The organism is Curtobacterium sp. ABR8, from assembly GCF_057812125.1.
On record NZ_CM173818.1, the window covers coordinates 2,719,747 to 2,744,291 of the forward strand.

Below are 24,545 nucleotides of genomic sequence, written 5' to 3' on the forward strand. Positions count from 1 at the left end.
GGCTGATTCGCAGGCAGACGACATCTGTCGTATGATCGGGCTTCCGTCACAAGCGGTCCCCCACCAACCGAACGCACCCGATCGGTGCCCGCGCCACCCCGCGCGAACCGATCGGTGTCCGCCGCTTCGGGTACCCGTGCTCCCTGCCAGGAGCGCGCACCACGGAAGACCACACGACACCCATGACCGCCGCACCGGCACCAGCAACCCCGACCTCAGCTCCGGCACCAGCAGGCAACCCGCGCTCGCGCGTGGTCATCGCCAGCCTCGTCGGCACCTCGATCGAGTTCTACGACTTCTACGTCTACGCGACGGCAGCGGTCCTCGTCTTCCCGACGCTGTTCTTCCCGAACGAGGACCCCACGGCGTCGCAGCTGTCGTCGTTCGTGACGTTCGCCCTCGCCTTCTTCGCGCGGCCGATCGGGTCGATCATCTTCGGGCACTTCGGTGACCGCGTCGGCCGCAAGACCACCCTCGTGGCCTCGCTCCTCGTCATGGGCACCGCGACGTTCCTGATCGGGTGCCTGCCGACGTTCAGCAGCATCGGCGTCTGGGCTCCGGTCCTGCTCGCCGTGATGCGATTCGCCCAGGGTGTCGGCCTCGGTGGGGAGTGGTCCGGCGCGGCCCTGCTCGCGACCGAGAACGCCCCGAAGGGCAAGCGCGGCGTCTTCGGTTCGATGCCGCAGCTCGGCGCGCCGATCGGCTTCCTGCTCGCGAACGGCCTGTTCATCGCGATCAACGCCGCGATGCCCGCCGGCGCCGACGGCACGCCGAACGCCGACTTCCAGGCGTGGGGCTGGCGCATCCCGTTCCTGCTCTCGGCGGTGCTGGTCATCGTCGGGCTCTACGTGCGCTTCAAGCTCGTCGAGTCGCCGGTGTTCCGCGGCGTCCAGGAGTCCGGCACGGTCGCGAAGATCCCGCTGGGCCGGGTGTTCCGCACCTCGTGGAAGGCGCTCATCGTCGGCACGCTCGGCATGGTCGCGACCTACGTCCTCTTCTACTTCATGACGACGTTCACGCTGTCCTACGGCACCACCGGCGCCGAGGCCAGCCCGCTCGTGCCGAAGGTCGGCCTCGGCTACAGCCGTGGCGAGTTCCTGACGCTGCTCATGATCGGCGTCGTCTTCTTCGGCATCTTCACCCCGATCGCCGGCATGCTGGCCGACCGGTTCGGTCGCCGGAAGACCCTCATCCCGACCACGATCGGCATCGCGCTGTTCGGTCTGACGTTCCAGTTCTGGTTCGCGGCGTCGCAGGGTCCGATCACGGTCGTGACGTTCCTGATCGTCGGGCTGTCCCTGATGGGTCTGACCTTCGGGCCGATGGGCGCACTCCTGCCGGAGCTGTTCCCGACGAACGTCCGGTACACCGGCTCAGCCATCGCGTACAACGTCGCGTCGATCCTCGGCGCTTCGCTCGCCCCGACCATCGCCCTGGCGCTCTGGCAGCCCGACGGCAACATCTTCCTGGTCGGGCTGTACCTGACGATCGCCGCCGTCGTGACGCTCGTCGCGCTGCTCTTCGTCCGTGAGACGAAGAGCAAGGAATTCGCCGACGCCTGAGACGTCACCGCGGAAGGACGGGAGGCCCGGTGCCAGCTGGCACCGGGCCTCCCGTCCTTCCGTCGTCGCGTCCACCGCACGGCGCGACCCTGTCCGTCAACTCAGGTTGACGCGTGTCGGTGCGTCAATGTAGGTTGACACCCATGGACCGACCGACCATCACGAGCCTCGCGGCCGGCGCCTCCGGGGACGACCCGTTCTCCGCCCTCGCCAGCGTGCGCGAGCTCCGCCGTGAACTCGACCGGACCGAGGAACTCGCTGCCCGCGCCGCCCGCAACGCCGGGGCGTCGTGGCAGGAGATCGCGACCCTGCTCGGTGTCAGCCGACAGGCAGTGCACAAGAAGTACGGCAGAAACTAGGAACACGATGAGCCTCCCCTTCGCGCGCCCCAAGAAGACCGACGGCCCCCGCGCCACCTTCGGCCGCCTGCTGTCCTACCTGTTCGAGAACAAGCCGGCGATGGTCGTCATCATCGTCCTCAGCATCCTCGGCGCCGGAGCGTCCCTCGCGCAGCCGCTGCTCGTCAACCAGGTCGTCACGGCGGTGCAGCAGGGCAACACGCTCAGCACGCTCGTGTGGCTGCTCGTCGGGCTCGTCCTGGTCGCCGGCATCCTGAACGGTGTGCAGCACTTCCTGCTCCAGCGTGCGGGCGAGGGCGTCGTGCTCTCCACGCGCCGCAAGCTCATCGCGCGCATCCTCAACCTGCCGATCTCGGAGTTCGACACCCGTCGCACCGGCGACCTGGTGTCCCGCGTCGGCAGCGACACCACGCTCCTGCGCGCCGTCCTGACCCAGGGCCTGATCGAATCGATCGGCGGCGCCCTCACCTTCATCGGCGCGATCATCGCGATGGCGGTCATCGACCCGCTGCTCCTCGTGATCGTGGTCGTCATCGTCCTGGTCGCGATCGTCGTCGTCGGCGGGCTGAGCCGTCGCATCCGGGTCGCGTCGAAGCGCGCGCAGGAGAAGGTCGGTGACCTGACCGCGGCCGTCGAGCGCGGCATCGGTGCCGTCCGCACCATCCGCGCCGCGGGAGCGACCGAGCGCGAGGAGCACGAGGTCGACGGGCACGCGACCGAGGCCTACCAGCGCGGCCTCGACATCGCGAAGATGTCCGCGTTCGTCGTGCCGGTCGCGAGCATCGTCATGCAGGTGGCGTTCATCGCCGTGCTCGGCGTCGGCGGCGCGCAGGTCGCTGCGGGCACCATCACCATCGCCACGCTCATCACGTTCATCCTGCTGCTCTTCATGATGATCATGCCGCTCGGTCAGGCGATGGGCGCCGCGGTCGCGGTCGCCCAGGCGCTCGGTGCGCTCGGCCGCATCGAGGAGATCCTGCACCTGCCGACCGAGGCGCAGGACGACGCGGCTGCGCGCCCCGCCGCCGCGGTCGCTTCCGACGACGCCATCACGTTCGAGCACGTCACCTTCCGCTACGCCGCCGCCGCGGATGCATCGGGTGCCGACGGCGCGGTCGCGTCCGACCCCGCGGACCGTCCAGGAGGCCCGGATCGCCTCGCCGACGAACGTCCGGCCGACGACGTGGTGCTCCACGACGTGTCGTTCCGCGTTCCCCGCGGCTCGCGTGTGGCACTCGTGGGTCCGTCGGGTGCCGGCAAGTCGACGACCCTGGCCCTGATCGAGCGGTTCTACGACCCCACCGAGGGCGTCATCCGGCTCGGTGGCATCGACGTCCGGGGCATGGACCGCCAGGAGCTCCGTGCCCAGATCGGCTACGTCGAGCAGGACGCCCCGGTGCTCGCCGGCACCATCCGCGCCAACCTGCTGCTCGGGTCGCCCGGCGCCACCGAGGACGACTGCGTCCGGGTGCTCGAGGCGGTCAACCTCGGCGAGGTGCTGCACCGCGATCCGCGCGGGCTGGACGCCCAGGTCGGCGAGGACGGTGTGATGCTCTCCGGCGGGGAACGGCAGCGCCTCGCGATCGCCCGCGCGCTGCTCGCCGCTCCCCCGATCCTGCTGCTCGACGAGTCGACGTCGTCGCTCGACGGCGTGAACGAGCAGAAGATGCGTCTGGCGATCGACGCCGTCGCCGAGGACCGCACCCTGCTCGTCATCGCGCACCGGCTGTCCACCGTCGTGGACTCCGACGTCATCGTCGTGCTCGAGCACGGCCGGGTCGTCGGTGCCGGCACGCACTCCGAGCTCGTCGAGTCGACGCCGCTCTACCGCGACCTGGCGAAGCACCAGCTGCTGGTCTGAGACCCGCCGCCGGGCGCGTTCAGGCGGCGAACGGGTCCGGGGTGAGCACGTACACGGTCTCGAGGTACTCCTCGATGCCCTCGTGCGAGCCCTCACGGCCGAGGCCGGACGACTTCACCCCGCCGAAGGGGAACGCCGCGTTCGACACCACGCCCGTGTTCAGCCCGAGCATCCCGGTCTCCAGGCGCTCGGCGAGCCGCTGCCCGCGCGGGAAGTCCGTCGTGAAGGCGTAGGCGATGAGTCCGAACTCGGTGTCGTTGGCGAGCCGGATGCCCTCGTCCTCGGTCGCGAAGCGGGTGATCGACACGACCGGTCCGAAGATCTCGGTCGTCAGGATCTCCGACCCCGGCCGCACCTCGTCGAGCACGGTCGGCGCGAAGTAGGTGCCGGGTCGCTCGACGCGGTGTCCACCGGTGACGAGCCGGGCGCCGCGGGCGACGGCGTCGTCGACGAGTCCGGCGGCCTTGTCGACCGCGCGGTCGTCGATGAGTGGACCCATCGTCGTACCGTCTTCGGTGCCACGGCCGATGCGAAGCGCGTCGACCTTCGCGGTGAGTGCGGCGACGAACGCGTCGGCGATGCCCTCCTGCACGAAGAACCGGTTCGCGGCGGTGCAGGCTTCGCCGACGTTCCGGAACTTCGCGAGCATCGCGGCGTCCACCGCGGCGTCGAGGTCGGCGTCGTCGAAGACCAACAGGGGTGCGTTGCCGCCGAGCTCCATGCTCGTCTTCAGCACGTTGTCCGCCGCCTGCTTGAGGAGCGCGGACCCCACCGGCGTCGACCCGGTGAACGTGAGCTTGCGGAGTCGACGGTCCGCGATGATCGGCTCGGACAGCCCCTTGGCGTCGAGGGACGGCACCACGTTGAGGACGCCGTCCGGCAGCCCGGCACGGCGGAACAGCTCGACCAGGAACAGCGTGGTCAGGGGTGTGAGCTCGGCGGGCTTCACGACGACCGTGCAGCCGGCCGCCAGCGCGGGACCGATCTTCCGGGTGGCCATCGCGAGCGGGAAGTTCCACGGGGTGATCGCGTACACCGGACCGACCGGACGCTTCAGGACGATGGCACGTCCGGTGCCCTCGGGGTTGGTGCGGTAGTCGCCGCCGATGCGGACGGCCTCCTCCGAGAACCAGCGGAGGAACTCGCCGCCGTAGACGACCTCGCCGCGGGCTTCGGCCAGCGGCTTGCCCATCTCGAGCGTCATCAGGGCGGCCAGGTCGTCCTCGTGCGCGCGGACCAGGTCGAACGCGCGGCGCAGCACGTCGGAGCGCTGCCTCGGTGCGGTGGCGGCCCACTCCTGCTGCGCGGCGACCGCGGCGTCGAGAGCGGCGATCCCGTCCTCGGGGGTGGCGTCGGCGACCTCGGCCAGGACGTCGCCGGTCGAGGGGTCGCGGACGGCGAACGTGGCGCCGCTCGTCGACGACCGCCACGCCCCGCCGATGAACAGGCCGGTCGGGACGCCCCGCACGGTGACGTGGTCGTCGCCCACGGTCGTGACGAGGTCGCCGGTCGTGGTGTCGGTGCTCGTGGTGTCGGTCACAGCTGTGCTCCTCCGGGGTTCGCGAGCCCCTCGTCCATGTCGCTGCGGTCGACGTGCCCGCCGGCCGCTCGGATCTCGTCGAGCGCACGGTCGCTGCGCTCGGGGTCGACGCCGGCCACCAGGTCCTCGTAGACGGCGACGTCGATGCCGGCGGCGCGCGCGTCGAGGGCCGAGGCCCGGACGCAGTGGTCGGTGGCGATGCCGACGATGTCGACGGAGTGCACCCGGTGGTCCGTCAGGATCTCCGGCAACGGCACGCCGTCTTCGGTCCTCGCCTGGAACGCCGAGTAGTCCGGCGTGCCCTGGCCCTTGAAGACGTCGACGTCGATCGGATCGGTGTCGAGCTGCGGGTGGTACTCGGCGCCCGGCGTGCCGGCGACGCAGTGCACGGGCCACGTGTCGACGAAGTCGGGGCCCTCCGGTCCGGCGAAGTGTCCGCCGTTGTCGTCGTCGCCGTGGTGCCAGTCGCGGGAGCCGACGATCAGGTCGTACTCCTCGGCGTGCCGGCCGAGGAACGCACTGATCCGTTCCGCGAGGGCCGCACCCCCGGCCACCCCGAGCGCACCGCCCTCGGTGAAGTCGTTCTGGACGTCGACGATGAGGAGTGCCCGTGCCATGGGCCCATCCAACACCCGGTGACTCAGGAGTCGGTGAGCTTGCTCCCGCAGGAGTACGTCGCCGCGGTCACCGCGTCGAGCGCCGGCAGCGCGGCCGCTCGCGACGACCCGATGGCGTAGAACGCGAAGGTCAGGCGTGATCCGTCCGCGGCGTCGATGTACCCGCCGAGTGTGTTCGCGCTGTCGATCCACCCGGTCTTCGCGTGCACCTTGCCGCGCGCGACGGCGTTCGCGCCGGTGAAGCGGCTGGCGAGGGTGCCGGACTGGCCCGACACGGGCAGGGCGTTCGCGAGGGTCCCGAGGCCCTTCGCGCCGGCGGCGACCTGCACCATGAGGTGGGCGACGAAGTTCGGCGACACCGCGTTCGCAGCGCTCTCGCCCGACCCGTCCTTGATGACGATGCCGGCCGGGTCGACGCCGTAGGAGCCGAGCGCCGACTGGTACACCGAGGTGAGCGACGCCGCCGAGCCGTTCGAGCCGGACTCCTTCGACGACACCCGGGCGAGCATCTCGGCGAGGGTGTTGTCCGAGTTCGGGATCATCTGCCCGACGAGCGTCGACACCGGCTGCGACGACACCGTCGCGATGGTGTTCGTGCTGGTCGTGGCACGCTTGACGATCTGCGCGTTCGCGGCGCCCGCCACCCCGGCGTTCGCCAGTGCCGTCCGGAACGCCGCGCCGGCCCGACCGACCGGGTCCTCGGACCGGGGCGAGGTCGCCGCGGCCGGGTTCGCCCGGTCACCGTCGACCATCAACGCGGTGACCTTCGGCTGGTACCCGATCGTGCGCTCGGACACCGGCCACGTGGGGTCCCACGCGTCGGCGTCGCTCCAGTACGTGTCGTCGGTCACGATCGTGGTGACGGCGGCGTCGCCGACCTTCGCCTTCACCTGCTGGGCGAGCTGCGCGAGCGTCGGGGCACCCGGGTAGACGGTGCCGTTGCCCGCCGACAGGGTCGCGTCGCCGTGTCCGACCAGTGCGATGGTCCCGCCGGACTCCTGCGTGACCGTGGTCGGGATGCGGTGGTCGCCCCCGAGCACCGCGAGTGCCGTCGCCGTCGTCAGGGTCTTCATGACGCTGCCGGTCTGGGCTGGCGTGTCCCCGTTCTTCGAGAACAGGACCTCGCCCGTCTTCGCGTCCATGACGTAGCCCTCGAACGCGCCGAGACCGCTCGCCGACGCCGCGCCCGCGATCGAGCAGGTGCGCAGCGCGGACGGGCCGGCCGGGTCCTTCGGCACCGCGCGGGCGTCCGGGGTCGGTGTGGGCGTGCTCGTCGGTCGCTTCGTCGCAGCGGTCGAGCGACTCGGCGTCGACGTCGCGCTCGAGGTCGTCGGGGGTACGGCGGACGTGCGGGTGTCCGGTGTCATCGCCGCGGCGACCGCGACGGCCCCGCCCGAACCGACCACGAGCAAGGCGGCGAGTCCACCGGCGATCCAGGGCACCGGACGTCGCACGGCGGAGGCGCGCGCTGCTGCGACGGCGGCGCGGAGACGCTCCGGTACGGAAGGCGGGGTGGGCTGCTGCTCGGACATCGCGACCGATCCTACGGAACTGCGGCAGGAGCCTCCAGGCCGGATCGTCGCCGCGGGACGACGCGACCCGGATCAGGGTGCTGTGGGGGCGTCGTCCGCGGGGTAGCGCACGCCGACCTGTCGGCGGGCCTCGTCCATGACGGCCATGATCGCGACCGACTGCTCGGCGTCCATCGGACCGCCTTCGTGCACACCCGACCTGATCATCGCCTCGAACGCACGGGCCTCGTGCCCGTACCCAGCGAGTTCCTCACGTGCGTCGAACTCCTCGACCACGACACCGTCGCGGTCCCGGATCCGCCAGGTCGTCGGCGTGTACCAGGTCGAGTCGAGGTCGATGCGCCCCGATTCGCCGATGACCGACGCGGTGTTCGGACTGCGCAGGTCCATCCCGAAGTGGATCATCGACTGCGCCCCGCCGTCGTGCGTGAGGACGACGCCCATCTGCGTGTCGACGCCCTGCTCGCTCAGTGTTCCGGCCGCGACGAGCGAGGTGGGCACCCCCAGCACGTCGACGGCGAAGGACACCGGGTACACGCCCAGGTCCAGCAGGGCCCCACCTCCGAGGGCGGGGTCGCGCAGCCGGTGCGATGGATCGGTGGGCAGGGCCTGGTGGTGCGTCGCCTCGACGAGCACCGGCCGACCGATGCGTCCCTCGGCCAGGACCTCGCGGATCATCGCCATCTGCGGCAGGAAGCGGGTCCACATCGCCTCGGTCACCGCGACGCCGGCTCGACGGGCAGCGTCGACCACCGTGCGTGCCTCGGCCGCGGTCATCGTGAAGGCCTTCTCGACGAGGACGTGCTTGCCTGCGCGGATCGCGAGCAGGGCGTCCTCGGCGTGCCGAACGTGCGGGGTCGCGACGTACACGGCGTCGACCGCGTCGTCGGCGACGAGGTCGTCGTAGGAGCCGTGCGCCCGTGCGATGCCGAACTCCGCCGCGAACGACTCCGCGCCCTCGCGGGTGCGGCTGCCGACCGCCGTGAACTCGATGCCCGCGGCGACGCAGTCGCCCACGAAGGACCGGGCGATGCCGCCCGTGCCGATGACTCCCCAGCGAACCGTCATGCGGCCATGTCTACCAGGACGGGCTGCAGCACTTTGGTATGGACTCCACGGGTGATTGCCAGCTAACGTGCTGCGAGATCCCCCATCCGGGGGTCAATCCTCCCCGAGTCGAAGGTGTGCAGGTCCTCCATGCGCCGTTCCGTCCTCACCGTCGTCGCCACCAGCGCGGCGATCGTCCTCACGTCCACCCTCGTCGGCGGTCCGGCCAGCGCACACGGGTGGGGAGAACCAGGACACGGACCAGGGCACTCACCAGGGCACTCCGCCGACGCCGGCCTGACGCCGCGGACGCACTTCACGATGGCCGCCGACGGCACGTCCGGTGCGACGCAGGGCGGCGAGGGCATCCCGAACATCGACTCCGTCAAGAAGACCATCGCCACGTACTACGGCGACCCCGGCACGGGCCTGGCGAACCGGACCGACTCCCCCTACATCCGCGAGATGCGGTCCATCGTCGCCCGCCAGGGTGCGTCCCTGCAGCGCATCCACGACCGAGCCGTCCGCCACGGCGAGAAGCCCGCGATCGTCCTCGACGCCGACGACACCACCCTGTGGACGTACGACATGGAGGTCGCGGACATGCACTTCGTGTTCGACCCCGCGCGGCAGGACGAATGGGTGCAGGACGAACGCTTCGCCGCCACCCCGTCCATGGTCGGCTTCGTCAACCGCGCCGCCGCGATGGGCTTCACCGTGTTCGGACTGACCGGCCGGAACGACGACCAGAAGACCGCGACCGTGCAGAACCTGTCGAAGGTCGGGTACACGGCCTTCGCCGAGGACCGCTTCTTCACGAAGTGGACCGGCACGGGCGCCTCGCAGCAGCCGTCGTACATCACCTGCGCCACGGCGAAGTGCACCACCGTCGAGTACAAGGCCCTCACCCGCAAGCACATCGAACAGGACCTCGGCTACGACATCACGCTGAACATCGGCGACCAGTGGAGCGACCTGCAGGGCGGGTACGCCGACCGGTCCCTCAAGCTGCCGAACCCCACCTACTCCCTGCCCTCGGCCGACCTGCCCGGCGTATCCGAACCCCGGCTGTCCCCACGGACGCAGTTCACGATGGCGGCCGACGGCTCCTCCGGCGCGACGCAGGGCGGCGAGGGCATCCCGAACATCGACTCCGTCAAGAAGACCATCGCCACGTACTACGGCGACCCCGGCACGGGACTCGCGAACCGCACCGACTCGCCCTACATCCGCGAGATGCGGTCCATCGTGCAGCGACAGGCCCCCGTCGTCGCCGCCCAGTGCGCCGTCGGCCGGAAGCTGCACCGCAACCCCGCGATCGTGCTCGACGCCGATGACACCACCCTGTGGACGTACGACATGGAGGTCGCGGACATGCACTTCGTGTTCGACCCCGCGCTGCAGGACGAATGGGTGCAGGACGAACGGTTCCCCGCGACCCCGTCGATGACCTCGCTCGTGTCCATCGCCCAGCGTTCCGGCTGCACGATCATCGGGCTGACCGGCCGGAACGCCGATCAGGAAACCGCCACCATCGACAACCTGCAGCGCGTCGGCTACCCGCAGTTCTCGGCCACGAAGCACGGCACCGAGACGTACTACACGAAGTGGACCGGGGTCGGGGCGTCGCAGCAGCCGTCGTACATCACCTGCGCCACGGCGAAGTGCACCACCGTCGAGTACAAGTCGCAGACCCGGGCGCACATCGAGTCACGAGCGGGTGGCAGGTACGACGTGGTCGCGAACTTCGGTGACCAGTACAGCGACCTGCTCGGGGGCTCGGCGGACCGAAGCGTCAAGCTGCCGAACCCGACGTACTACCTGCCCTGAGCGGCCGCGCCGGCGCGCTCGCGTCGGCGCGTGCGCGTCGGCGCGTGCGCGTCGGCGCGTGCGCTCAGCGTCGGTGCTTGCCGAGTGCGGCGTCGGGGGCGGCCATCGGGTGCGTGCGGAACCAGCGCAGCAGCGCTCGCGCCTTGCTGGTGTCCGCGCTCCGGTCGCCGTCGGTCAGGAACGTGTCGAAGCCGTCGGGGAGCGCGGCCTCCTGCCCGCGGTCGAACGCCATCGTCCACTCCCCGAACCGCGGGGTGTGGATCCGCTCCTCGACGAGCAGGCCGACGTCGGTGTGCCGGGGGTCCTCGATGATGCGCTGGTACGTCTCGAGGACGGCGGCCTCCGGGCCCTCGAGCAGCTGCATGAACCGGCCGTCCTTGTACACGAGCAGACCGGACAGGCCGGATGCGGCGTTCCGGGCCCTGGCGTGCTCGAGCAGCGCATCGAGGCGATCCTGGTCGAACGGTTCGTCGGCGGCGCTCATGTAGACGAGTGACAGGAGCATGACGACCTTTCGAACGGAGAACGCGGCTTCGGTTCGATCGTCGCGCACGGCGGCGCTTCCGCGCAGCCCCAGAACGGGGAGCGCGTCGGCGTCACTGCGCGTCGTACGTGCGGACCCAGTCGATCTGCAGGTGACCGGCCTTGCCCCAGTTGCCGACCTGCACCATGTAGCGGTGCGGGGTCGTCGGGACGTTCCGCGCGACCGTGAAGACGAGCTTGCCGTCGAGGTAGTAGTGGATCGCCCGCCCGGGGATCCACTCCGTCGTGTAGGTGTGCCAGTCGCGCCAGGACACCCGGGTGTTGTAGTTGTCCGACGCCTTCTCGAGCCCGGGCAGCATCGAGTGGTGGAACACCCGCGGCGAACCGTCGAAGTTCCCCTCGGGGTAGTTGAGCTCCCCGTCAGCCCAGTCGTTCGACGTCGGCCAGAGCATGATCGCGGCGCCGTTCTTGTCGCCGCCCGTCGCCCGGGCACGGATGCTGAACGACCCGCCGACGTGCGACCAGGCGTCCTCCGGGGTACCGAAGGTGCCGGCCGACCCGTGCTCCCCGTCGAGGGTGATGTCCATGTACCCGTCGTGCGCACTGACCATCTTGCTCGAGTAGTACTTGCCGCCGGTGCCGTCCGGGTACGGCTGCCACGACTGCGCGTACGTCGCCGCGAAGGGTCCGTCCGCCGCTGCCGGGGTGTCGAAGTCGACCGAGAAGGTCGGCGTGCGCCCGATGGTCGGGTCGGTCGCAGCGGTGGTCGGTTGCGGGGTCGCGCTCGCGCCGCTGCTCGATCCCCCGGCCGCGGTCGCCGAGGACGTCGCCCGCGACTGCGGCACCGCGGCGGCGGTGATGGCCAGCGCAGCCGCTGCAGCAGCCACCAGGACGACGGTCGTCGCGCGCTTGAACACGGTGCCTCCGTCGGTCGGCCGCCGAGGGGTGCGGGGCGGTGCGGGTGGTGGTCGCGGGGATCCCTGCAACGCCGAAAGGCTATCCCGCGCCGTACCCCGCTGTCTGGTCCGGAGCCAAGGGGTGCGGTTTCCCGCAGACGCAGAAATCCCCGGTCAGGACCTGATGCAGATCCGTGACCGGGGACGTGTTCCGAGCCGCCTGTCGGAATCGAACCGACGACCTATTCATTACGAGTGAATCGCTCTACCGACTGAGCTAAGGCGGCGCGCTCGCTCCGATTCCGGAGCGGCACGAGCAATGACTATACAGGTTCAGACGAGTGAACGCGAAACGAGCACGCCGAGCTCGGCGAAGGACCGGCGGAGCTCGTCGACCAGGTGCGAACCGCCCTCGGACCCGGACCACTCCCACCACGCGTGCCGCAGTGCGCCGAGGGCGACGATCGACGCCAGGCGCGCCCGCCGACGGAGCGCATCGGGGTCTGCAGCGAGCTCGGGGTCCTCGCGTTCGAGCCGCCGGGTGACCGCCGCCTGGATCTCGGCCTGGAACTCCTTCATCGACTCCATGCGACGGCTGAAGAGCTCGGGGTTCGCTCGGAGCACCTGCTGTCGCTCCTCGATCAGTCCACGCTCCTCGATGAGCTCCTGCGTCGAGTGGACGAGCAGCGCGCCGAGGTCCGACAGCAGGTCGCCGCCGGGCCCGCCGTCGACGAACTCCTGCAGCGCGGCGTCGTCGGGCAGTTCCGGGTCGTCCCCGAGGATCGCCTGTTCCTTGCTCGGGAAGTAGTTGAAGAACGTGCGGGGTGAGACGTCGGCCCGACGCGAGATCTCGTCCACGGTGACCGCGCCGAGGCCGTCCTCGATCGCGATGCGGAGCGCGGCGGCCTGGATGGCGCGGCGGGTGGCGCGGCGTTTCCGTTCGCGCAGGCCGGGTTCAGCGTCGGGCATGCCGTGATTGTCCCACGCCTCGGTCGGTGCGGGGAGCGTCGGTGCGGGGAGCGTCGGCGGCGGTCAGTGCCGGGCGCGGGCGATCGTGACGAGCAGCGCTTCGAGCGCGAGCAACGCTGCCACGTTCGCGGCGATCCGCTGCCGGGCGAGGGCGATCGCGTCGAGCACCTCGAGCGCCGCGGCCGGCGTGACCGACTGCAGGGCGTGGTCGAGGTGGTCGCGCATCGCCAGGTTGACCGGCTCGGCCGGCGCACCGAGACCGAGCAGGAGCAGGTCGCGGTAGAGCGAGGACACGTCGACCAGGATGCGGTCGAGGCCGTCGCGCAGGCTGCGGGTCGCGCGGCGCTTCTGGTCCTCTTCCAGCAGGCGGAGCTGTGAGCGGAGCGCCGGCGGGATCGTCCCGCCGGGTTCGATGCCGAGCGACCGCAGGGCGGCGTCGCGCTCTTCGGAGTCGCGCTGCTGCGTGATGGCCTTGGCGTCCTCGTCCGCGACGGCGAGCAGGTCGGCAGCGGCCATCACCGCGTCGCCGACGCTCCGGACGCCGAGCACGGTCGTCAGGGTGCGGCGACGACGGTCGCGGGCGTCCTCGCTCGTCGCCAGACGCTGCGCCATACCGATGTGGCTCTGCGCCTGCCGCGCTGCGTCCATCGCGAGGGCACGGTCGATGCCGGTGCGCGCGACGAGCAGGTCGGCGACGGACTCGATGCCGGGGACCCGGAGTCGCACGGAGCGCACGCGCGATCGGATCGTGGGCAGCAGGTCCGCTTCGCTCGGGGCGCAGAGGATCCACACCGTGCGCTCCGGTGGTTCCTCGAGCGCCTTGAGCAGCAGGTTCGAGGTGCGTTCCGTCATGCGGTCCGCGTCCTCGATGATCACGATGCGGTACCGCCCGACCGACGGCGAGTAGTACGACGACGTGACGAGCTGCCGGATCTCGTCGATGGTGATGATCACGCGTTGCGTCGTGAGCACCGACACGTCGGGGTGCGTCTTGGCGGTGATCTGCTGCAGGGTGTGGTCGTCGTCGGGACCGTCGCCCACGAGGGCCGCCGCGAACGCCGTCGCCACGTTCGACCGGCCGGATCCGGGAGGGCCCGTGATCAGCCACGAGTGCGTCATGCCGCCGGTGCCGTCGGTCGACTCCGCTGCGTTCCGGAGGGAGGCGACTGCCTCTTCCTGCCCGGTCAGGCCGTCCCACACGCTCACGGGACCATCCTGTCAGCGACCACCGTCAGGCGGCCGACCATCGTGGTCTGGGTGGCCACGGTCACGCCGGGTCGATCGCGACGAGCGGGGCGACCGCGGCGCGGATGGCGCGCTGCACGTCCTCGGTGGAGCCGCCGGCGTCGACCACCAGGAACCGGTCGGGCTCGGCCGCCGCCATGTCGAGGAACGCCTGCCGTACCGACTCGTGGAACGCCTCGGCCTCGGACTCCAGTCGGTCGAACGTGTCCCCGCGGGCCGCGGCGACCCGCGCGCGGCCGACCGTCACGTCGAGGTCGAGCAGGATCGTCAGGTCCGGCACCAGGCCGTCCGCCGCCCACGCCGAAACGGAGCGGATGTGCTCGGCCCCCAGACCGCGCGCGACCCCCTGGTAGGCGACCGACGAGTCGATGTACCGGTCCTGCAGCACGACCTCGTCGCGCGCGATCGCCGGACGGACGACCGTCTCGACGTGGTGGGCACGGTCCGCCGCGTACAACAGCGCCTCGGCTCGGGGCGACACGTGCCCGCGCTCGTGCAGGACGATCTCGCGGATCCGCAGGCCCAGCTCGGTCCCACCGGGCTCGCGGGTCCGCAGGACGGTGCGACCGTGCTCGACCAGCCACGCCGAGAGCAGCTCGGCCTGGGTCGTCTTGCCCGCGCCGTCGCCGCCCTCGAGCGTGATGAACCGTCCGGTCACTTCTTCTTGGCCGGCGCCCGTCGGGCCGGCGTCTTCTTCTTGACCGGGCCCTTGGCGCGCTTGTCCGCGATGAGCTGGACGGCACGGGCGTGGTCGACCGCCTCGACGTCCTCGCCCTTCGGGATCGTCGCGTTCGTCTCACCGTCGGTGACGTAGGGGCCGAAGCGGCCGTCCTTCATCTTGATCGGCTTGCCGGACACGGGGTCCGCCTCGAACTCCTTCAGCGCGGAGCTCGCCGCACGGTTGCCGCCGTACTTCGGCTGCGAGAAGATCTCGAGCGCGCCGGCCAGGTCGATGTCGAAGATCGCGTCCTCGCCGGGCAGGGTCCGGGTGTCCGTCCCCTTCTTCAGGTACGGGCCGTAGCGACCGTTCTGCGCGGTGATGTCGTTGCCGGTCTCCGGGTCCTGGCCGACGACGCGGGGCAGGTCCAGGAGCTTCAGCGCGGTCTCGAGGTCGACGGTCGCCGGGTCCATCGACTTGAACAGCGAGGCCGTTCGTTCCTTGGGCGCCGCGGCCTTCTTCGTCGTCTTCTTCGCCGGGGCCTTCTTCGCCGGTGCCTTCTTGCCGGTCGTGGTCTCGGCGGGGGCCTCGGCCGCTGCGGGCTCGGGCACAGCCGCGGCCTCGACGACCTCACCGGTCTTCGGGTCGACGGTGGGCTCGGGCTCCGGGGTGCGCTCCGTGACGTAGGGACCGAAGCGGCCGTCCTTCGCCAGGACCTCCTTGCCCGTGTCCGGGTTGATGCCCACGACGCGGTCGCCGATGACGGGGGCGTCGACGAGTTCCTTCGCCTTCTCGACGGTCAGCTCGTCGGGGGCCAGGTCCTCGGGGACGTTGACGCGACGCGGCTTCTCCGGGTCGTCGCTCGGCACCTCGATGTAGGGACCGTAGCGACCGATCCGCAGGGTGAGGCCGGGTGCGAGCTCGACCGAGTTGATCTCACGCGCGTCGATCTCACCGAGGTTGTCGATGACGGTCCGCAGGCCGCGCTGGTCGTCGTCGCCCCCACCGAAGTAGAAGCCCTTGAGCCAGTCGACCCGGTCGGCGTCGCCCCTGGCGATCCGGTCGAGGTCCTCTTCCATCTCGGCGGTGAAGTCGTACTCGACCAGTTCGCCGAAGTACTCCTCCAGCAGCCGGACCACGCTGAACGCGATCCAGTTCGGCACGAGCTGGGTGCCGCGCAGCGACACGTAGCCGCGGTCGATGATCGTCGGGCTGATCGTCGGGTACGTCGAGGGACGCCCGATCCCCAGCTCTTCGAGCGTCTTGATGAGGCTGGCCTCGGTGAAGCGCGGCGGCGGGGTGGTGTCGTGGCCCTTCGCCAGCACGTCGTGCACCTCGAGGTGCTCGCCCTGCTTGACGTCGGGCAGGGCGACGTCCTGCCCGGCACGCTCGCTCGACTCGTGACGGTCTTCGTCGCGGCCCTCTTCGTAGGCGCTGAGGAAGCCGCGGAAGGTGATGACGGTGCCGGACGCGGTGAACTCGGCGTCGGTGCCGTTCGCGGTCGACGTGATGCCCTCGACGGACTCGGTCGACGCGATGCCGAGCACGATCGACGCGGTCGAACCCTTGGCGTCCGCCATCTGGGACGCGATGGTGCGCTTCCAGATGAGGTCGTAGAGCCGCCACTCGACGCCGGTCAGCGTGCCCTGGAGCTCCTGCGGGGTGCGGAAGGAGTCACCGGACGGACGGATCGCCTCGTGCGCCTCCTGCGCGTTCTTGCTCTTGCTCGCGTACAGGCGGGGCTTGTCCGGCACGGTCGCGGCGCCGTAGAGGTCGGCCGCCTGCTTGCGTGCGGCGTCGATCGCCTGCTTCGAGAGCGAGACCGAGTCGGTACGGATGTAGGTGATGTAACCGTTCTCGTACAGGGTCTGGGCCGCACGCGCCGTCTGCCGCGGCGACAGGCGCAGCTTGCGCGCTGCCTCCTGCTGCAGGGTCGACGTGGTGAACGGTGCCGCCGGACGGCGGGTGTACGGCTTCGAGTCGACGCTGCGGACGGTGGCGTCCCCGGCGCGCTCGAGCACGGTGGTCAGCGAGGCGGCTGCGGCCTCGTCGAGGCGCACGACGTCGCCGCTGAGCGCACCGCGGTCGTCGAAGTCGCGTCCCGAGGCGACGCGGGTGCCCTGGATCCGGGCGAGTCGCGCGGAGAAGGAGGACTCCCCCGTCTTCTCGAAGCGCGCGGAGAGGTCCCAGTAGTTCGCGGAGACGAAGGCGAGCCGCTCGCGCTCACGGTCGACCACGAGCCGGGTCGCGGCGGACTGCACACGTCCGGCGGAGAGGCCGGGAGCGACCTTGCGCCACAGGACCGGCGAGACCTCGTACCCGTAGAGACGGTCGAGGATGCGGCGGGTCTCCTGCGCGTCGACGAGAGCGGTGTCGAGCTCACGGGTGGCCTCCTGCGCCCGCTGGATCGCCTCCTTCGTGATCTCGTGGAAGACCATCCGCTTGACGGGGACCTTCGGCTTGAGGACCTGGAGCAGGTGCCAGGCGATCGCTTCACCCTCGCGGTCTTCATCTGTTGCGAGGTAGAGCTCGTCGGCGTCCTTGAGCGCACGCTTGAGCTCGGCGACCGTCTTCTTCTTGGCGTCGGACACGACGTAGTACGGCTCGAAGCCGTTGTCGACGTCCACCGAGAACTTGCCGAGGGAGCCCTTCTTGAGCTCGGCCGGCAGGTTCTTCGGCTCGACGAGGTCGCGGATGTGTCCGACCGAGGCCTGGACTTCGTATCCGTCACCGAGGTATTGCGCGATCGTCTTCGCCTTCGCAGGGCTCTCGACGATCACGAGCTTCTTCGTGCCTGGCACGTGTCTCCTTGATCCGTGGTGCTGGTCGGCCCTGGACACGAACGTGTCCGGGTCGCCCGGGACATCGGTGACCGGTGGCCGACAGGCACACCATACACACAGTGCTCGGGCTGGCCGTCCGCCGGACCGGCGACCGCGGATGCGCCGACGGCGAACGGTCCGGAGCCGACGACCACGCGCACCCGGGCCGTCGTGGCGGCGAGGTCGCAGCTCGCGAGCGCCGAGCCGTTCGCCCGCGCGACCCGCTCGGCGACGTCGCACGGCTGCCCGGAGAGGAGCCCGATCGACGTCGCGGCGGCCGAGGTCGCGGCGGCGTCGGCGGCGTCCCCGGCCCGGACCGCCTGTATGCGGTGTCCGGCCGCGGCGAGCGCCGCCGACGCGACGAGCACCCCGACGCCGAGGACGGCGGCGACGAGCACGGTCACCGATCCGCGCTCGGGGTCAGCGTCCTCGTGCCGCGGCACAGGCCGTCGCCCGGAGCGGCAGCACTGCGAACGGACCGGTGCCGCCGCGCGTGGCGTCGACGCACACCAGGTCGGCCGCGCGCCGGACGGTGACGGAGGATCCCGGCGCGATCTGCTCGGCGGCGGCGAGTCCGACGGCGTCGTCCCCCCGTCCGACACCCCGCGCGGCCACCGCCGCGGCCGACTGCAGGCGTCCCTGTCCGTCGACGACGAGGACGGCCACGACGAGCAGTGTGAGGACGAGTGCGACGACGGGCAGCACGACCGCGAACTCGACCGTGACCGAGCCCCGGTCACCGGATCCGGAACGGTCACAGCGCGAGGGCACCGCGGACGAGCTCGGTGAGGATGGTCTGGACCTCGCCCGAGCGCATGACGGCGACGAGCACGCCGGCGAACGCCACGGCGGCGAGGATGACGACCGCGTACTCGGCGGTCGCGGACCCCTGGTCGTCCTGGGCGGCGGCGTGGAGCCGGTCGACGACGCGGTGGGTGCGACGGATGCGGTTCGGAGTGGTGCTCATGGGTTTCGTCCCTTCTGTTGCGTGGCTCCCAGCGTGGCCCGCGGTCACCGCCCGGCCGGGACCTCGATCGGCATCTGTGGAGAGGTCACCGCGCACCGACGACGGTGGAGGAGAGGACGCCGACCACGACGGGCACCACCCCGACGAGCACGAACGCGGGCAGGACGCAGGTGCCGAGCGGCAGCACCAGGCGGACCGCCAGGCGCTCGGCCGCGGCGAGTCCGGCGGCAGCGGCGTCGTCACGGACGTCCTCCGCGGCACGACGCAGCAGTCCCGCGGCGGGGACGCCCGCGCGCTGGGCCAGGTCGAGCACCTCGCGCAGCCGGACCGCGTCTGCGGCCGGAGGGACGTTCCCGCTGGTGGCACGACGGACCGCTTCCCCGGCCGCGATCCACGAACCACCACCGGACACGGCGACCGCCCAGGCGTCGAGGACGACCCCGGGCACGCGCCCGTCCGGCGTCGCCGACCGCACGAGCCGCGCGGTCCACGCCCGCCCGAGCAGCACGAGCAGCGCCGCGACCACCGAGCACCCCCAGCCGAGCGGCGATCCGGTGAGGACCTGCACGGCTCCGGATCCCCACGAAGCCCCGAGCCCGAGCCCGAAGAGCGGCAGTGCCAGGACCACGCGGGCGCTGGTGCGCGGGCCGGCGAGAGCGACCCGGATCGCCCGGTCCGATGCCGCCGATCGACGGAGCGCGCCGGCGAGGGCGCCGAGCGTCTCCGCGACGGGGGCACCGGTCCGTTCCGCGACCCGGAGGACGACGGCGATGTCCGCGGACGCCGGGGCGTTCCCGGCCGGGAGCCTGCCGACGAGCTCCCAGGCCCGCGCCGGAGGGACCCCGGCCGCGACGAGCGTCGCCACCCGGTCCAGGGTGCCGGCCACGCGCGCCGGGTCGAACGGCGCCGGACGCCGATCGCGACGCCCTCGGCGGAGCGGCCACGTGCTCACGGTGCGCCGTCCACCGGGCGGACCCCGAGCCTCCCGTCCGACCCGACGTGGAACGCGCCGACCGCGGCGAGCCGTCGTCCGCCTGCCCGGCGCTCGACGTGGAGCACCAGGTCGAACGCACTGACAGCCTGTCGGGCCAGTGCCTCGACCCCGAGCCCGGCGAGGGCACCGAGCGCCTCGAGCCGAGCGGCGACGTCTGCGACACCGTTCGCGTGCACCGTGCCGGCACCGCCGTCGTGGCCGGTGTTCAGCGCGGACATGAGCTCGCGGACCTCGGCACCCCGGCACTCCCCCACGACGATCCGGTCGGGTCGCATCCGCAGCGCCTCGCGCACGAGGCGGTCCAGACCGAGCGCTCCGACGCCCTCGGCGTTCGCCTGTCGCGCCTCGAGCGCGACCACGTGCGGGTGGGCGATCCCGATTTATCAGTACTAAACGTGGTCAGAGCCCCGCGGTTCGGGCGATCGATCGGGCGGAACGACTGGAACGACTGGAAACACGACTCATTGGGGCCTGGAGAGGGCCAGCCCCGGCGGGCGGCGTCTGGCAGGACGCGGAGCTTCTCGAGCCGCGGGTGGCGGCCCGGACTCACCCCGGAGCAAAGCAGGTCGTCTGTGATTCGACCAGAACTGGTCAAATCGCGTCACACTTTCTCAACGACGTGCCCCATCCGAGCATCAAGATGTCCCACGCGTCGCGTAGATTGCTCCAGGTGGAGTACTTCGATGTCGTGCAGTCGATCGCGCGTACCGCGCTCGGGGGTGGCCGCGCTGCGGTGACGCAGCAAATCGAACGGCTGGCCGGGCGCTTGGCCGAGGACGGCAGTCGGCGTGAGGCGAACTCCTTGCTAGGTATCGTGTCGCGGGCCAACCGGACTCAGGCCGTCGAGCCCCTGGACCTCGTACCCGCGTCAGGCAATAACAGCCCCGCGCTTGCTCGTTTGACGACTCGAACGCCGCTCCCAGTGGATCGGGAGTCCAGCGCCCCCCTCTGCGAGGTGGTCTTTCCGGGAAGTCCAGTGGCCGCACCCGTCCTTTCTGAAGCAGCTGAGTCTGCATGGAGTTCGCTAGTCGACGAATGGCGCCACGAAGAGCGACTTCGAGCGGCCGATCTGTCCGTAAGTCGATCGCTGTTGTTGTACGGGCCGCCCGGAACAGGGAAGACCTCCCTTGCGCTACTGCTGGCATCTCGACTACAGCGTCCGGCGGTTGTCGCCAGGCTGGATGGATTGATCTCGTCTCTCCTGGGTAATACAGCTCGCAACCTTGGTGGCCTGTTCGAGTTCTGCAACCGCTTCGACGTGGTCCTGGTCCTCGACGAGTTCGATGCCGTCGCGAAGGTACGCGACGATCCGAACGAGGTCGGCGAGATTAAACGCGTGGTCAACGCCTTGCTACAGAACCTGGATAGGCGCCGCGACCACGGGCTGACGATCGCCATCACGAACCACGAGCAACTTCTCGATCGTGCCGTGTGGCGTCGTTTCGAACACCAGATTCAGTTGGCACTTCCGAATTCGGAGATCCGCGGCGAGATTGCATCCCGGCATCTCCTTCATGCGGGGTCGCCTCCCGCGCTGACGAAGGCGATTGCCTGGCTCACAGACGGCCTCTCGGGGTCGGATGTTCGAGCACTTTCATTGGCGACTATGAAAGCTTGGATTTTGTCCGATCAACCATCCCCTGACATGAGTCACTTGATCGCAGCGGCTGCCTCGACAGGGGCACGCCTTCGACCGGCGGCCCAGGAGGCGGTGGTGTCGGCATCGGCACGTTTGGCGGTAACGCTTCATTCGGAGGCAAACATGTCGATAGTCGAACTTGCACAGCTACTGGGACGCGACCGCAAGACTGTCGGCCGGTGGCTACAGACGTGAGCCGCAGCTAGGTATCGAAGGGGGACCTCGTGGCAGATGGACCAGTTCAGCTCGTTCTGAATTCGAATCAGTTTCAGCAAGTGCCTCGGGCGCGAGGCGGAGGGCAGCTTCGCGACTTCTACAAGGGGAGGGACGAAGCGTTCGTCGAGCATCGAGAGTCGATGTGCGCCGATCTTGACGGTATTATTGACGGCGTTGAACCCGAAATGCTGCTGCATGTACGCGTCATGATGCGCACTGACGCATTGGCAAAGTCTCATCGACCGTTTGATCTCCTCTTCCGCCCTTCGCGTGCAACTCACGTAGGAACTAACCGATTCGGGGAGTTGATCTTTGCCATCTCCGCCGCGGGCCTATCGGACGTGCGGACTCTCATTGCCACTGCGGAGGAGGTCGTGGAGTATAAAACAGACGCTGCAGGTGAGTCCAAGTACTCGCCTTCGCCCGCACGAGCCGAGGCGAGCGCTATTGCTTCGATCGATCTCTGGTCGTCGGAACGAGCGCGCACTTTCACGCTTGAGGATGGGCGAGATTGGCTTGCAGAGTCGGTGACGCCTACACTCCGAGTCTCTACCTTCGCCCTCCCGCGTCTCCCATGGTTACGTCCAGCAGCGATCGAAGCACACCGTTCTCTGCGATCAACGATGGCAACGTTCGGAACTAGCGTCAGATTTGCGTCCGAATTGGATGCCTCGCCGGCTTCGGGCGCAAGCGGGTTGCCCTCAATAGGCGAATCGCAATCCGGCACTGCCCGGGCAGCAGGCCGAATCGAGGAGAATACAAACGCCCAGTCGCTCATTCGGGAGCGTTTCCTCGACGCCCTTGCGCAGCTGGAAACGAATACGGTCGTCCGACGCGTTGATCTCGACGAGGAACCAGAAGAGACAGAAGAGGACGACTGGGAAGGCGGACCGGTACTGCCGGAGGCGCCTGCCAAGCCACAATTAGAGGGCAACGGCGACGCGCGCCTGCCCGTGGTCGGAGTGATCGACGGAGGCGTCGCCGGCGAATACACGACGAAGCACGTCGTTGGTGCTGCCGGCATCATCGCGCCCGCTGACAGGGACGTACACGGCGCCAAGCACGGCACTGAAATCGCCTCCGTGATCGCGCAGGGACACCTGTACAACGCTCACTTCCTCTCTGAAACCGAGCGCTGTGATGTCTATGACTTGGACCTCATCACCCCTAGGCGTACCTGGGCCCTGTACTACGCGTCGACAGACGACTTCTTCGCGACCTTGCAGGATGAGGTGCGGCGGGCGAAGGAGACCCTTGGCGTGCGTGTTTTCAACATGTCGTACAGCCTCCGCCAACCGCCGGGCAGACGTAGCTATAGCATCGCGGCTCGACATCTCGACCGCATCGCGCTCCAAGAAGACGTGATTTTTGTCCTCCCGATCAGCAATTTGGCGACCTCGGAGATTCGCGACGCCTGGCCGGCATCGAAACACGATCACGCCGCGTACCTTCCTGCAGATACCTCACCAACTGGCGTACCGGCGCCCGCGGACAGCATCACCAATCTGACCGTCGCTGCCGTCAACCCGCCTGAGTTAGTGTACGAATTCCCGTACGCCCCGACGCGGTACACGCGCCGAGGCGCACCAGTCCCTTCGACGATTAAGCCTGACATCGCAGCCATCGGTGGCGCCTATCCGACAGCGGAAGGAACAGGTCTCGTCGCGATGAACCCTTGGGGCAACCTTGGTGAAGTGCACGGCACGAGCTACGCCGCGCCAATCGCTGCACGGACCTTGGCTGCACTGGACCAAGCAATCGTTGGCGGAGTTTCACGGGAGACACTCATCGGACTGATGGTTCACTTCGCTGCCCGGCCGCCACGTGTCTTCGATTCGCGAGAAGCTTCTGCTGCCGCGCAGCGCTATGTCGGTCACGGAGTTCACAGCTCCGCTGGCGAGATGCTCGATGGGGCGGCATCTGCGCTCTCATTCGTGATTTCCGACACGATACGTCCTCGGCAAAGGATCGAGTTCCCGGTCACATGGCCGGCCGCACTCACCAATGCTCACGGAGCCAGCGCCGGCAAGATCACCCTCACGCTGGTGTACCGACCCGTCATCGACACACGCCACGGGGACGAGCAAGTCCGGGTGAACCTCGAAGCCGCGTTCCAGCAGGCTAGCCCTGACGGCAGGTTCAAGAAGCATACCGATGCAACACACTCGTTCTTCACGGGCGTAGAACGTCCTGCCGAGCACGAACGGATCACCGAGTACGGCAAGTGGCACCCGCTGAAGACGTACGAGCGGCTCATCCCGAACGGTGTTGGCGGCTCTCCGGACTGGCGCGTAACCGTCGAAGCGCAGGCGCGAGCCGGCGAGAGCATCCCCGAGGAAGGCGTCCCGTTTGCCCTGATCATCACGATCGCTGATCAGCACGGGGAGGGCGCAGTTTTCAACGAGATGCGCGCCGACCTAACTGCCATCGGAGCCCAACTCAGCGATCTACGTACCGCCGTGCGAGTCAGCGTTCGATAGCGGTCCGACCTTCGGAGAAGGTTCCCGGCGCCGGCGACTCAAACCTGGGTCGCGACTACTTCTGCCTTGTGCCGCCATGATTCGACCAACGTCTCGGCATGGCGGGTCGCTTCACGCACCATGGGCTGAGGCTGCCGCGTGCTTGCCGGTCGCGTTCTCCTTCATCGGCGCAGCAGCCTCGCGTGGCGCGCCGATCGCAACTACGATAGGTGCCATAGTGCCATTATCGGCGACGAAGGAGTACTACGTGGATGAGTCATCTCAAGGCGCGCACGAAGACTCGGTCACTCGACTGACCAAAGGACTCACCGCGCTCGGGCTTCCGCCAGAGGAGACGCTGAATGAACTCGCCAGTTTGCTGATGCTCTATGCCCACCCCCAGTCGGTGGACGAGGTGACGGCGCAGCTGCGGCTCGAATGGCTCGGCGCGCGAGACCGACCCTTGGTCGACACGGATCGCCTCAGCCATCGCGACCTCCTTACCGTCATCGCACGCTCCGCCGTTTTCGACGCCGCTACCTCACGCGATGCCGATGGGGTCGCGGCTCTAACGGGTTGGACTCGTGACCACGTGGTTCGGCGGAGAAACAGAGGCCAATTGTGGAGCTACAACGCAGGTGAGGGTGAACGGTTCCCCGCCTGGCAGTTCGTTCGCGAGAATCCTTCATGGAAGGTTCGACCGCTCCCCGGACTTGCCCCGTTGATCGATGTGATCCCGCCCGATGCCCCACCGCTACTCGTGCGGAAGGTCATGACGACGGAAGATGCTGCCCTTCTAGTTAAGGGGAGCAAGCCCTTGAGCCCAGTGAACTGGCTAGCAACGAACCA

21 protein-coding genes, 1 tRNA gene and 1 pseudogene are annotated in these 24,545 nt (G+C 69.5%); 6 read left to right on the forward strand and 17 right to left on the reverse strand.

What is annotated here, in order from left to right; genetic code table 11:
- Window positions 1-182 precede the first annotated feature (182 nt).
- From ACXKZB_RS12875 to ACXKZB_RS12885, 3 genes are all read left to right on the forward strand, one after another.
- Window positions 183-1,562: an MFS transporter gene (locus ACXKZB_RS12875; protein ID WP_222658073.1), complete on the forward strand. Its 1,380-nt coding sequence runs from the start codon at window positions 183-185 to the stop codon at window positions 1,560-1,562.
- Window positions 1,563-1,705: 143 nt separating this feature from the next.
- Window positions 1,706-1,921 (forward strand): hypothetical protein, encoded by a 216-nt coding sequence (locus tag ACXKZB_RS12880; RefSeq protein ID WP_111084200.1) that lies wholly within the window; start codon window positions 1,706-1,708, stop codon window positions 1,919-1,921.
- A 7-nt stretch (window positions 1,922-1,928) separates the two neighbouring features.
- Window positions 1,929-3,782: an ABC transporter ATP-binding protein gene (locus ACXKZB_RS12885; protein ID WP_488823370.1), complete on the forward strand. Its 1,854-nt coding sequence runs from the start codon at window positions 1,929-1,931 to the stop codon at window positions 3,780-3,782.
- 19 nt (window positions 3,783-3,801) lie between these two features.
- On the opposite strand, the gene ACXKZB_RS12890 is transcribed toward ACXKZB_RS12885, so the two are convergent.
- The 4 genes from ACXKZB_RS12890 to ACXKZB_RS12905 all read right to left on the reverse strand — a co-directional run bounded on the left by ACXKZB_RS12890 (window position 3,802) and on the right by ACXKZB_RS12905 (window position 8,539).
- Window positions 3,802-5,271, reverse strand: coding sequence for an NAD-dependent succinate-semialdehyde dehydrogenase (locus tag ACXKZB_RS12890; protein WP_488825893.1), 1,470 nt, complete (start codon window positions 5,269-5,271; stop codon window positions 3,802-3,804).
- Window positions 5,272-5,318: 47 nt separating this feature from the next.
- A complete protein-coding gene (locus ACXKZB_RS12895; protein WP_488823371.1) occupies window positions 5,319-5,939 on the reverse strand; it encodes an isochorismatase family protein in 621 nt (206 codons plus the stop codon).
- Between the two features lie 23 nt (window positions 5,940-5,962).
- Window positions 5,963-7,471, reverse strand: a complete 1,509-nt coding sequence (gene dacB, locus ACXKZB_RS12900; protein WP_488823372.1) for a D-alanyl-D-alanine carboxypeptidase/D-alanyl-D-alanine endopeptidase — start codon at window positions 7,469-7,471, stop codon at window positions 5,963-5,965.
- Between the two features lie 72 nt (window positions 7,472-7,543).
- On the reverse strand, window positions 7,544-8,539 hold the full coding sequence (locus ACXKZB_RS12905; protein ID WP_488823373.1) for a Gfo/Idh/MocA family protein: 996 nt from the start codon (window positions 8,537-8,539) through the stop codon (window positions 7,544-7,546).
- Between the two features lie 129 nt (window positions 8,540-8,668).
- Between ACXKZB_RS12905 and ACXKZB_RS12910 the strand changes: the two genes are divergently transcribed.
- Window positions 8,669-10,348 (forward strand): HAD family acid phosphatase, encoded by a 1,680-nt coding sequence (locus ACXKZB_RS12910; RefSeq protein WP_488823374.1) that lies wholly within the window; start codon window positions 8,669-8,671, stop codon window positions 10,346-10,348.
- A 64-nt stretch (window positions 10,349-10,412) separates the two neighbouring features.
- Here the strand turns inward: ACXKZB_RS12910 and ACXKZB_RS12915 are convergent, their stop codons facing one another.
- The 12 genes and pseudogenes from ACXKZB_RS12915 to ACXKZB_RS12970 form a co-directional block, all read right to left on the reverse strand.
- On the reverse strand, window positions 10,413-10,901 hold the full coding sequence (locus ACXKZB_RS12915) for a BLUF domain-containing protein (protein WP_488823375.1): 489 nt from the start codon (window positions 10,899-10,901) through the stop codon (window positions 10,413-10,415).
- Between the two features lie 43 nt (window positions 10,902-10,944).
- Window positions 10,945-11,748, reverse strand: a complete 804-nt coding sequence (locus tag ACXKZB_RS12920; RefSeq protein ID WP_488823376.1) for a glycoside hydrolase family 16 protein — start codon at window positions 11,746-11,748, stop codon at window positions 10,945-10,947.
- Between the two features lie 193 nt (window positions 11,749-11,941).
- Window positions 11,942-12,014 (reverse strand) — tRNA-Thr (locus ACXKZB_RS12925).
- Between the two features lie 46 nt (window positions 12,015-12,060).
- Window positions 12,061-12,696 (reverse strand): TetR/AcrR family transcriptional regulator, encoded by a 636-nt coding sequence (locus tag ACXKZB_RS12930; protein ID WP_222658081.1) that lies wholly within the window; start codon window positions 12,694-12,696, stop codon window positions 12,061-12,063.
- Between the two features lie 63 nt (window positions 12,697-12,759).
- Entirely contained in the window at window positions 12,760-13,902 is a 1,143-nt protein-coding gene (locus tag ACXKZB_RS12935) for a DNA polymerase III subunit delta' (protein ID WP_488823377.1), read from the reverse strand.
- 61 nt (window positions 13,903-13,963) lie between these two features.
- Entirely contained in the window at window positions 13,964-14,599 is a 636-nt protein-coding gene (gene tmk, locus ACXKZB_RS12940; protein ID WP_456794658.1) for a dTMP kinase, read from the reverse strand.
- A complete protein-coding gene (gene topA, locus ACXKZB_RS12945) occupies window positions 14,596-17,400 on the reverse strand; it encodes a type I DNA topoisomerase (protein ID WP_123313792.1) in 2,805 nt (934 codons plus the stop codon). The genes tmk and topA overlap by 4 nt, the downstream gene beginning before the upstream one ends.
- Entirely contained in the window at window positions 17,376-17,825 is a 450-nt protein-coding gene (locus ACXKZB_RS12950) for a helicase (RefSeq protein ID WP_488823378.1), read from the reverse strand. The genes topA and ACXKZB_RS12950 overlap by 25 nt, the downstream gene beginning before the upstream one ends.
- 16 nt (window positions 17,826-17,841) lie before the next feature.
- Window positions 17,842-18,192, reverse strand: coding sequence for a TadE family type IV pilus minor pilin (locus tag ACXKZB_RS12955; RefSeq protein WP_488823379.1), 351 nt, complete (start codon window positions 18,190-18,192; stop codon window positions 17,842-17,844).
- A complete protein-coding gene (locus ACXKZB_RS12960) occupies window positions 18,176-18,388 on the reverse strand; it encodes a DUF4244 domain-containing protein (RefSeq protein WP_340196299.1) in 213 nt (70 codons plus the stop codon). Before ACXKZB_RS12960 ends, ACXKZB_RS12955 begins: the two co-directional genes overlap by 17 nt.
- A gap of 85 nt (window positions 18,389-18,473) precedes the next feature.
- On the reverse strand, window positions 18,474-19,274 hold the full coding sequence (locus tag ACXKZB_RS12965) for a type II secretion system F family protein (RefSeq protein ID WP_488823380.1): 801 nt from the start codon (window positions 19,272-19,274) through the stop codon (window positions 18,474-18,476).
- Window positions 19,275-19,345: 71 nt separating this feature from the next.
- Window positions 19,346-19,756 (reverse strand): annotated as a pseudogene (locus ACXKZB_RS12970) (ATPase, T2SS/T4P/T4SS family); the annotation flags it as partial.
- 296 nt (window positions 19,757-20,052) lie between these two features.
- Between ACXKZB_RS12970 and ACXKZB_RS12975 the strand changes: the two are divergent.
- The gene (locus tag ACXKZB_RS12975; protein ID WP_488823381.1) at window positions 20,053-21,216 is read left to right on the forward strand and encodes an AAA family ATPase; all 1,164 of its coding nucleotides are present in this window, start codon (window positions 20,053-20,055) and stop codon (window positions 21,214-21,216) included.
- Window positions 21,217-21,245: 29 nt separating this feature from the next.
- Complete coding sequence (locus tag ACXKZB_RS12980; RefSeq protein ID WP_488823382.1) at window positions 21,246-23,717, forward strand: S8 family serine peptidase; 2,472 nt, start codon at window positions 21,246-21,248, stop codon at window positions 23,715-23,717.
- Window positions 23,718-23,973: 256 nt separating this feature from the next.
- On the opposite strand, the gene ACXKZB_RS12985 is transcribed toward ACXKZB_RS12980, so the two are convergent.
- Window positions 23,974-24,186: a hypothetical protein gene (locus ACXKZB_RS12985; RefSeq protein WP_488823383.1), complete on the reverse strand. Its 213-nt coding sequence runs from the start codon at window positions 24,184-24,186 to the stop codon at window positions 23,974-23,976.
- Between the last annotated feature and the right edge of the window lie 359 nt (window positions 24,187-24,545).

Coding starts and splice junctions, on each gene's coding strand:
- ACXKZB_RS12875 (WP_222658073.1), top strand. CDS start 183: ATGACCGCCGCACCGGCACCAGCAACCCCGACCTCAGCTCCGGCACCA.
- ACXKZB_RS12930 (WP_222658081.1), bottom strand. CDS start 12,696: ATGCCCGACGCTGAACCCGGCCTGCGCGAACGGAAACGCCGCGCCACC.
- ACXKZB_RS12905 (WP_488823373.1), bottom strand. CDS start 8,539: ATGACGGTTCGCTGGGGAGTCATCGGCACGGGCGGCATCGCCCGGTCC.
- ACXKZB_RS12895 (WP_488823371.1), bottom strand. CDS start 5,939: ATGGCACGGGCACTCCTCATCGTCGACGTCCAGAACGACTTCACCGAG.
- ACXKZB_RS12885 (WP_488823370.1), top strand. CDS start 1,929: ATGAGCCTCCCCTTCGCGCGCCCCAAGAAGACCGACGGCCCCCGCGCC.
- ACXKZB_RS12880 (WP_111084200.1), top strand. CDS start 1,706: ATGGACCGACCGACCATCACGAGCCTCGCGGCCGGCGCCTCCGGGGAC.
- ACXKZB_RS12985 (WP_488823383.1), bottom strand. CDS start 24,186: ATGGCTGAGGCGATCCGTGTCGACCAAGGGTCGGTCTCGCGCGCCGAG.
- ACXKZB_RS12910 (WP_488823374.1), top strand. CDS start 8,669: ATGCGCCGTTCCGTCCTCACCGTCGTCGCCACCAGCGCGGCGATCGTC.
- dacB (WP_488823372.1), bottom strand. CDS start 7,471: ATGTCCGAGCAGCAGCCCACCCCGCCTTCCGTACCGGAGCGTCTCCGC.
- ACXKZB_RS12960 (WP_340196299.1), bottom strand. CDS start 18,388: ATGAGCACCACTCCGAACCGCATCCGTCGCACCCACCGCGTCGTCGAC.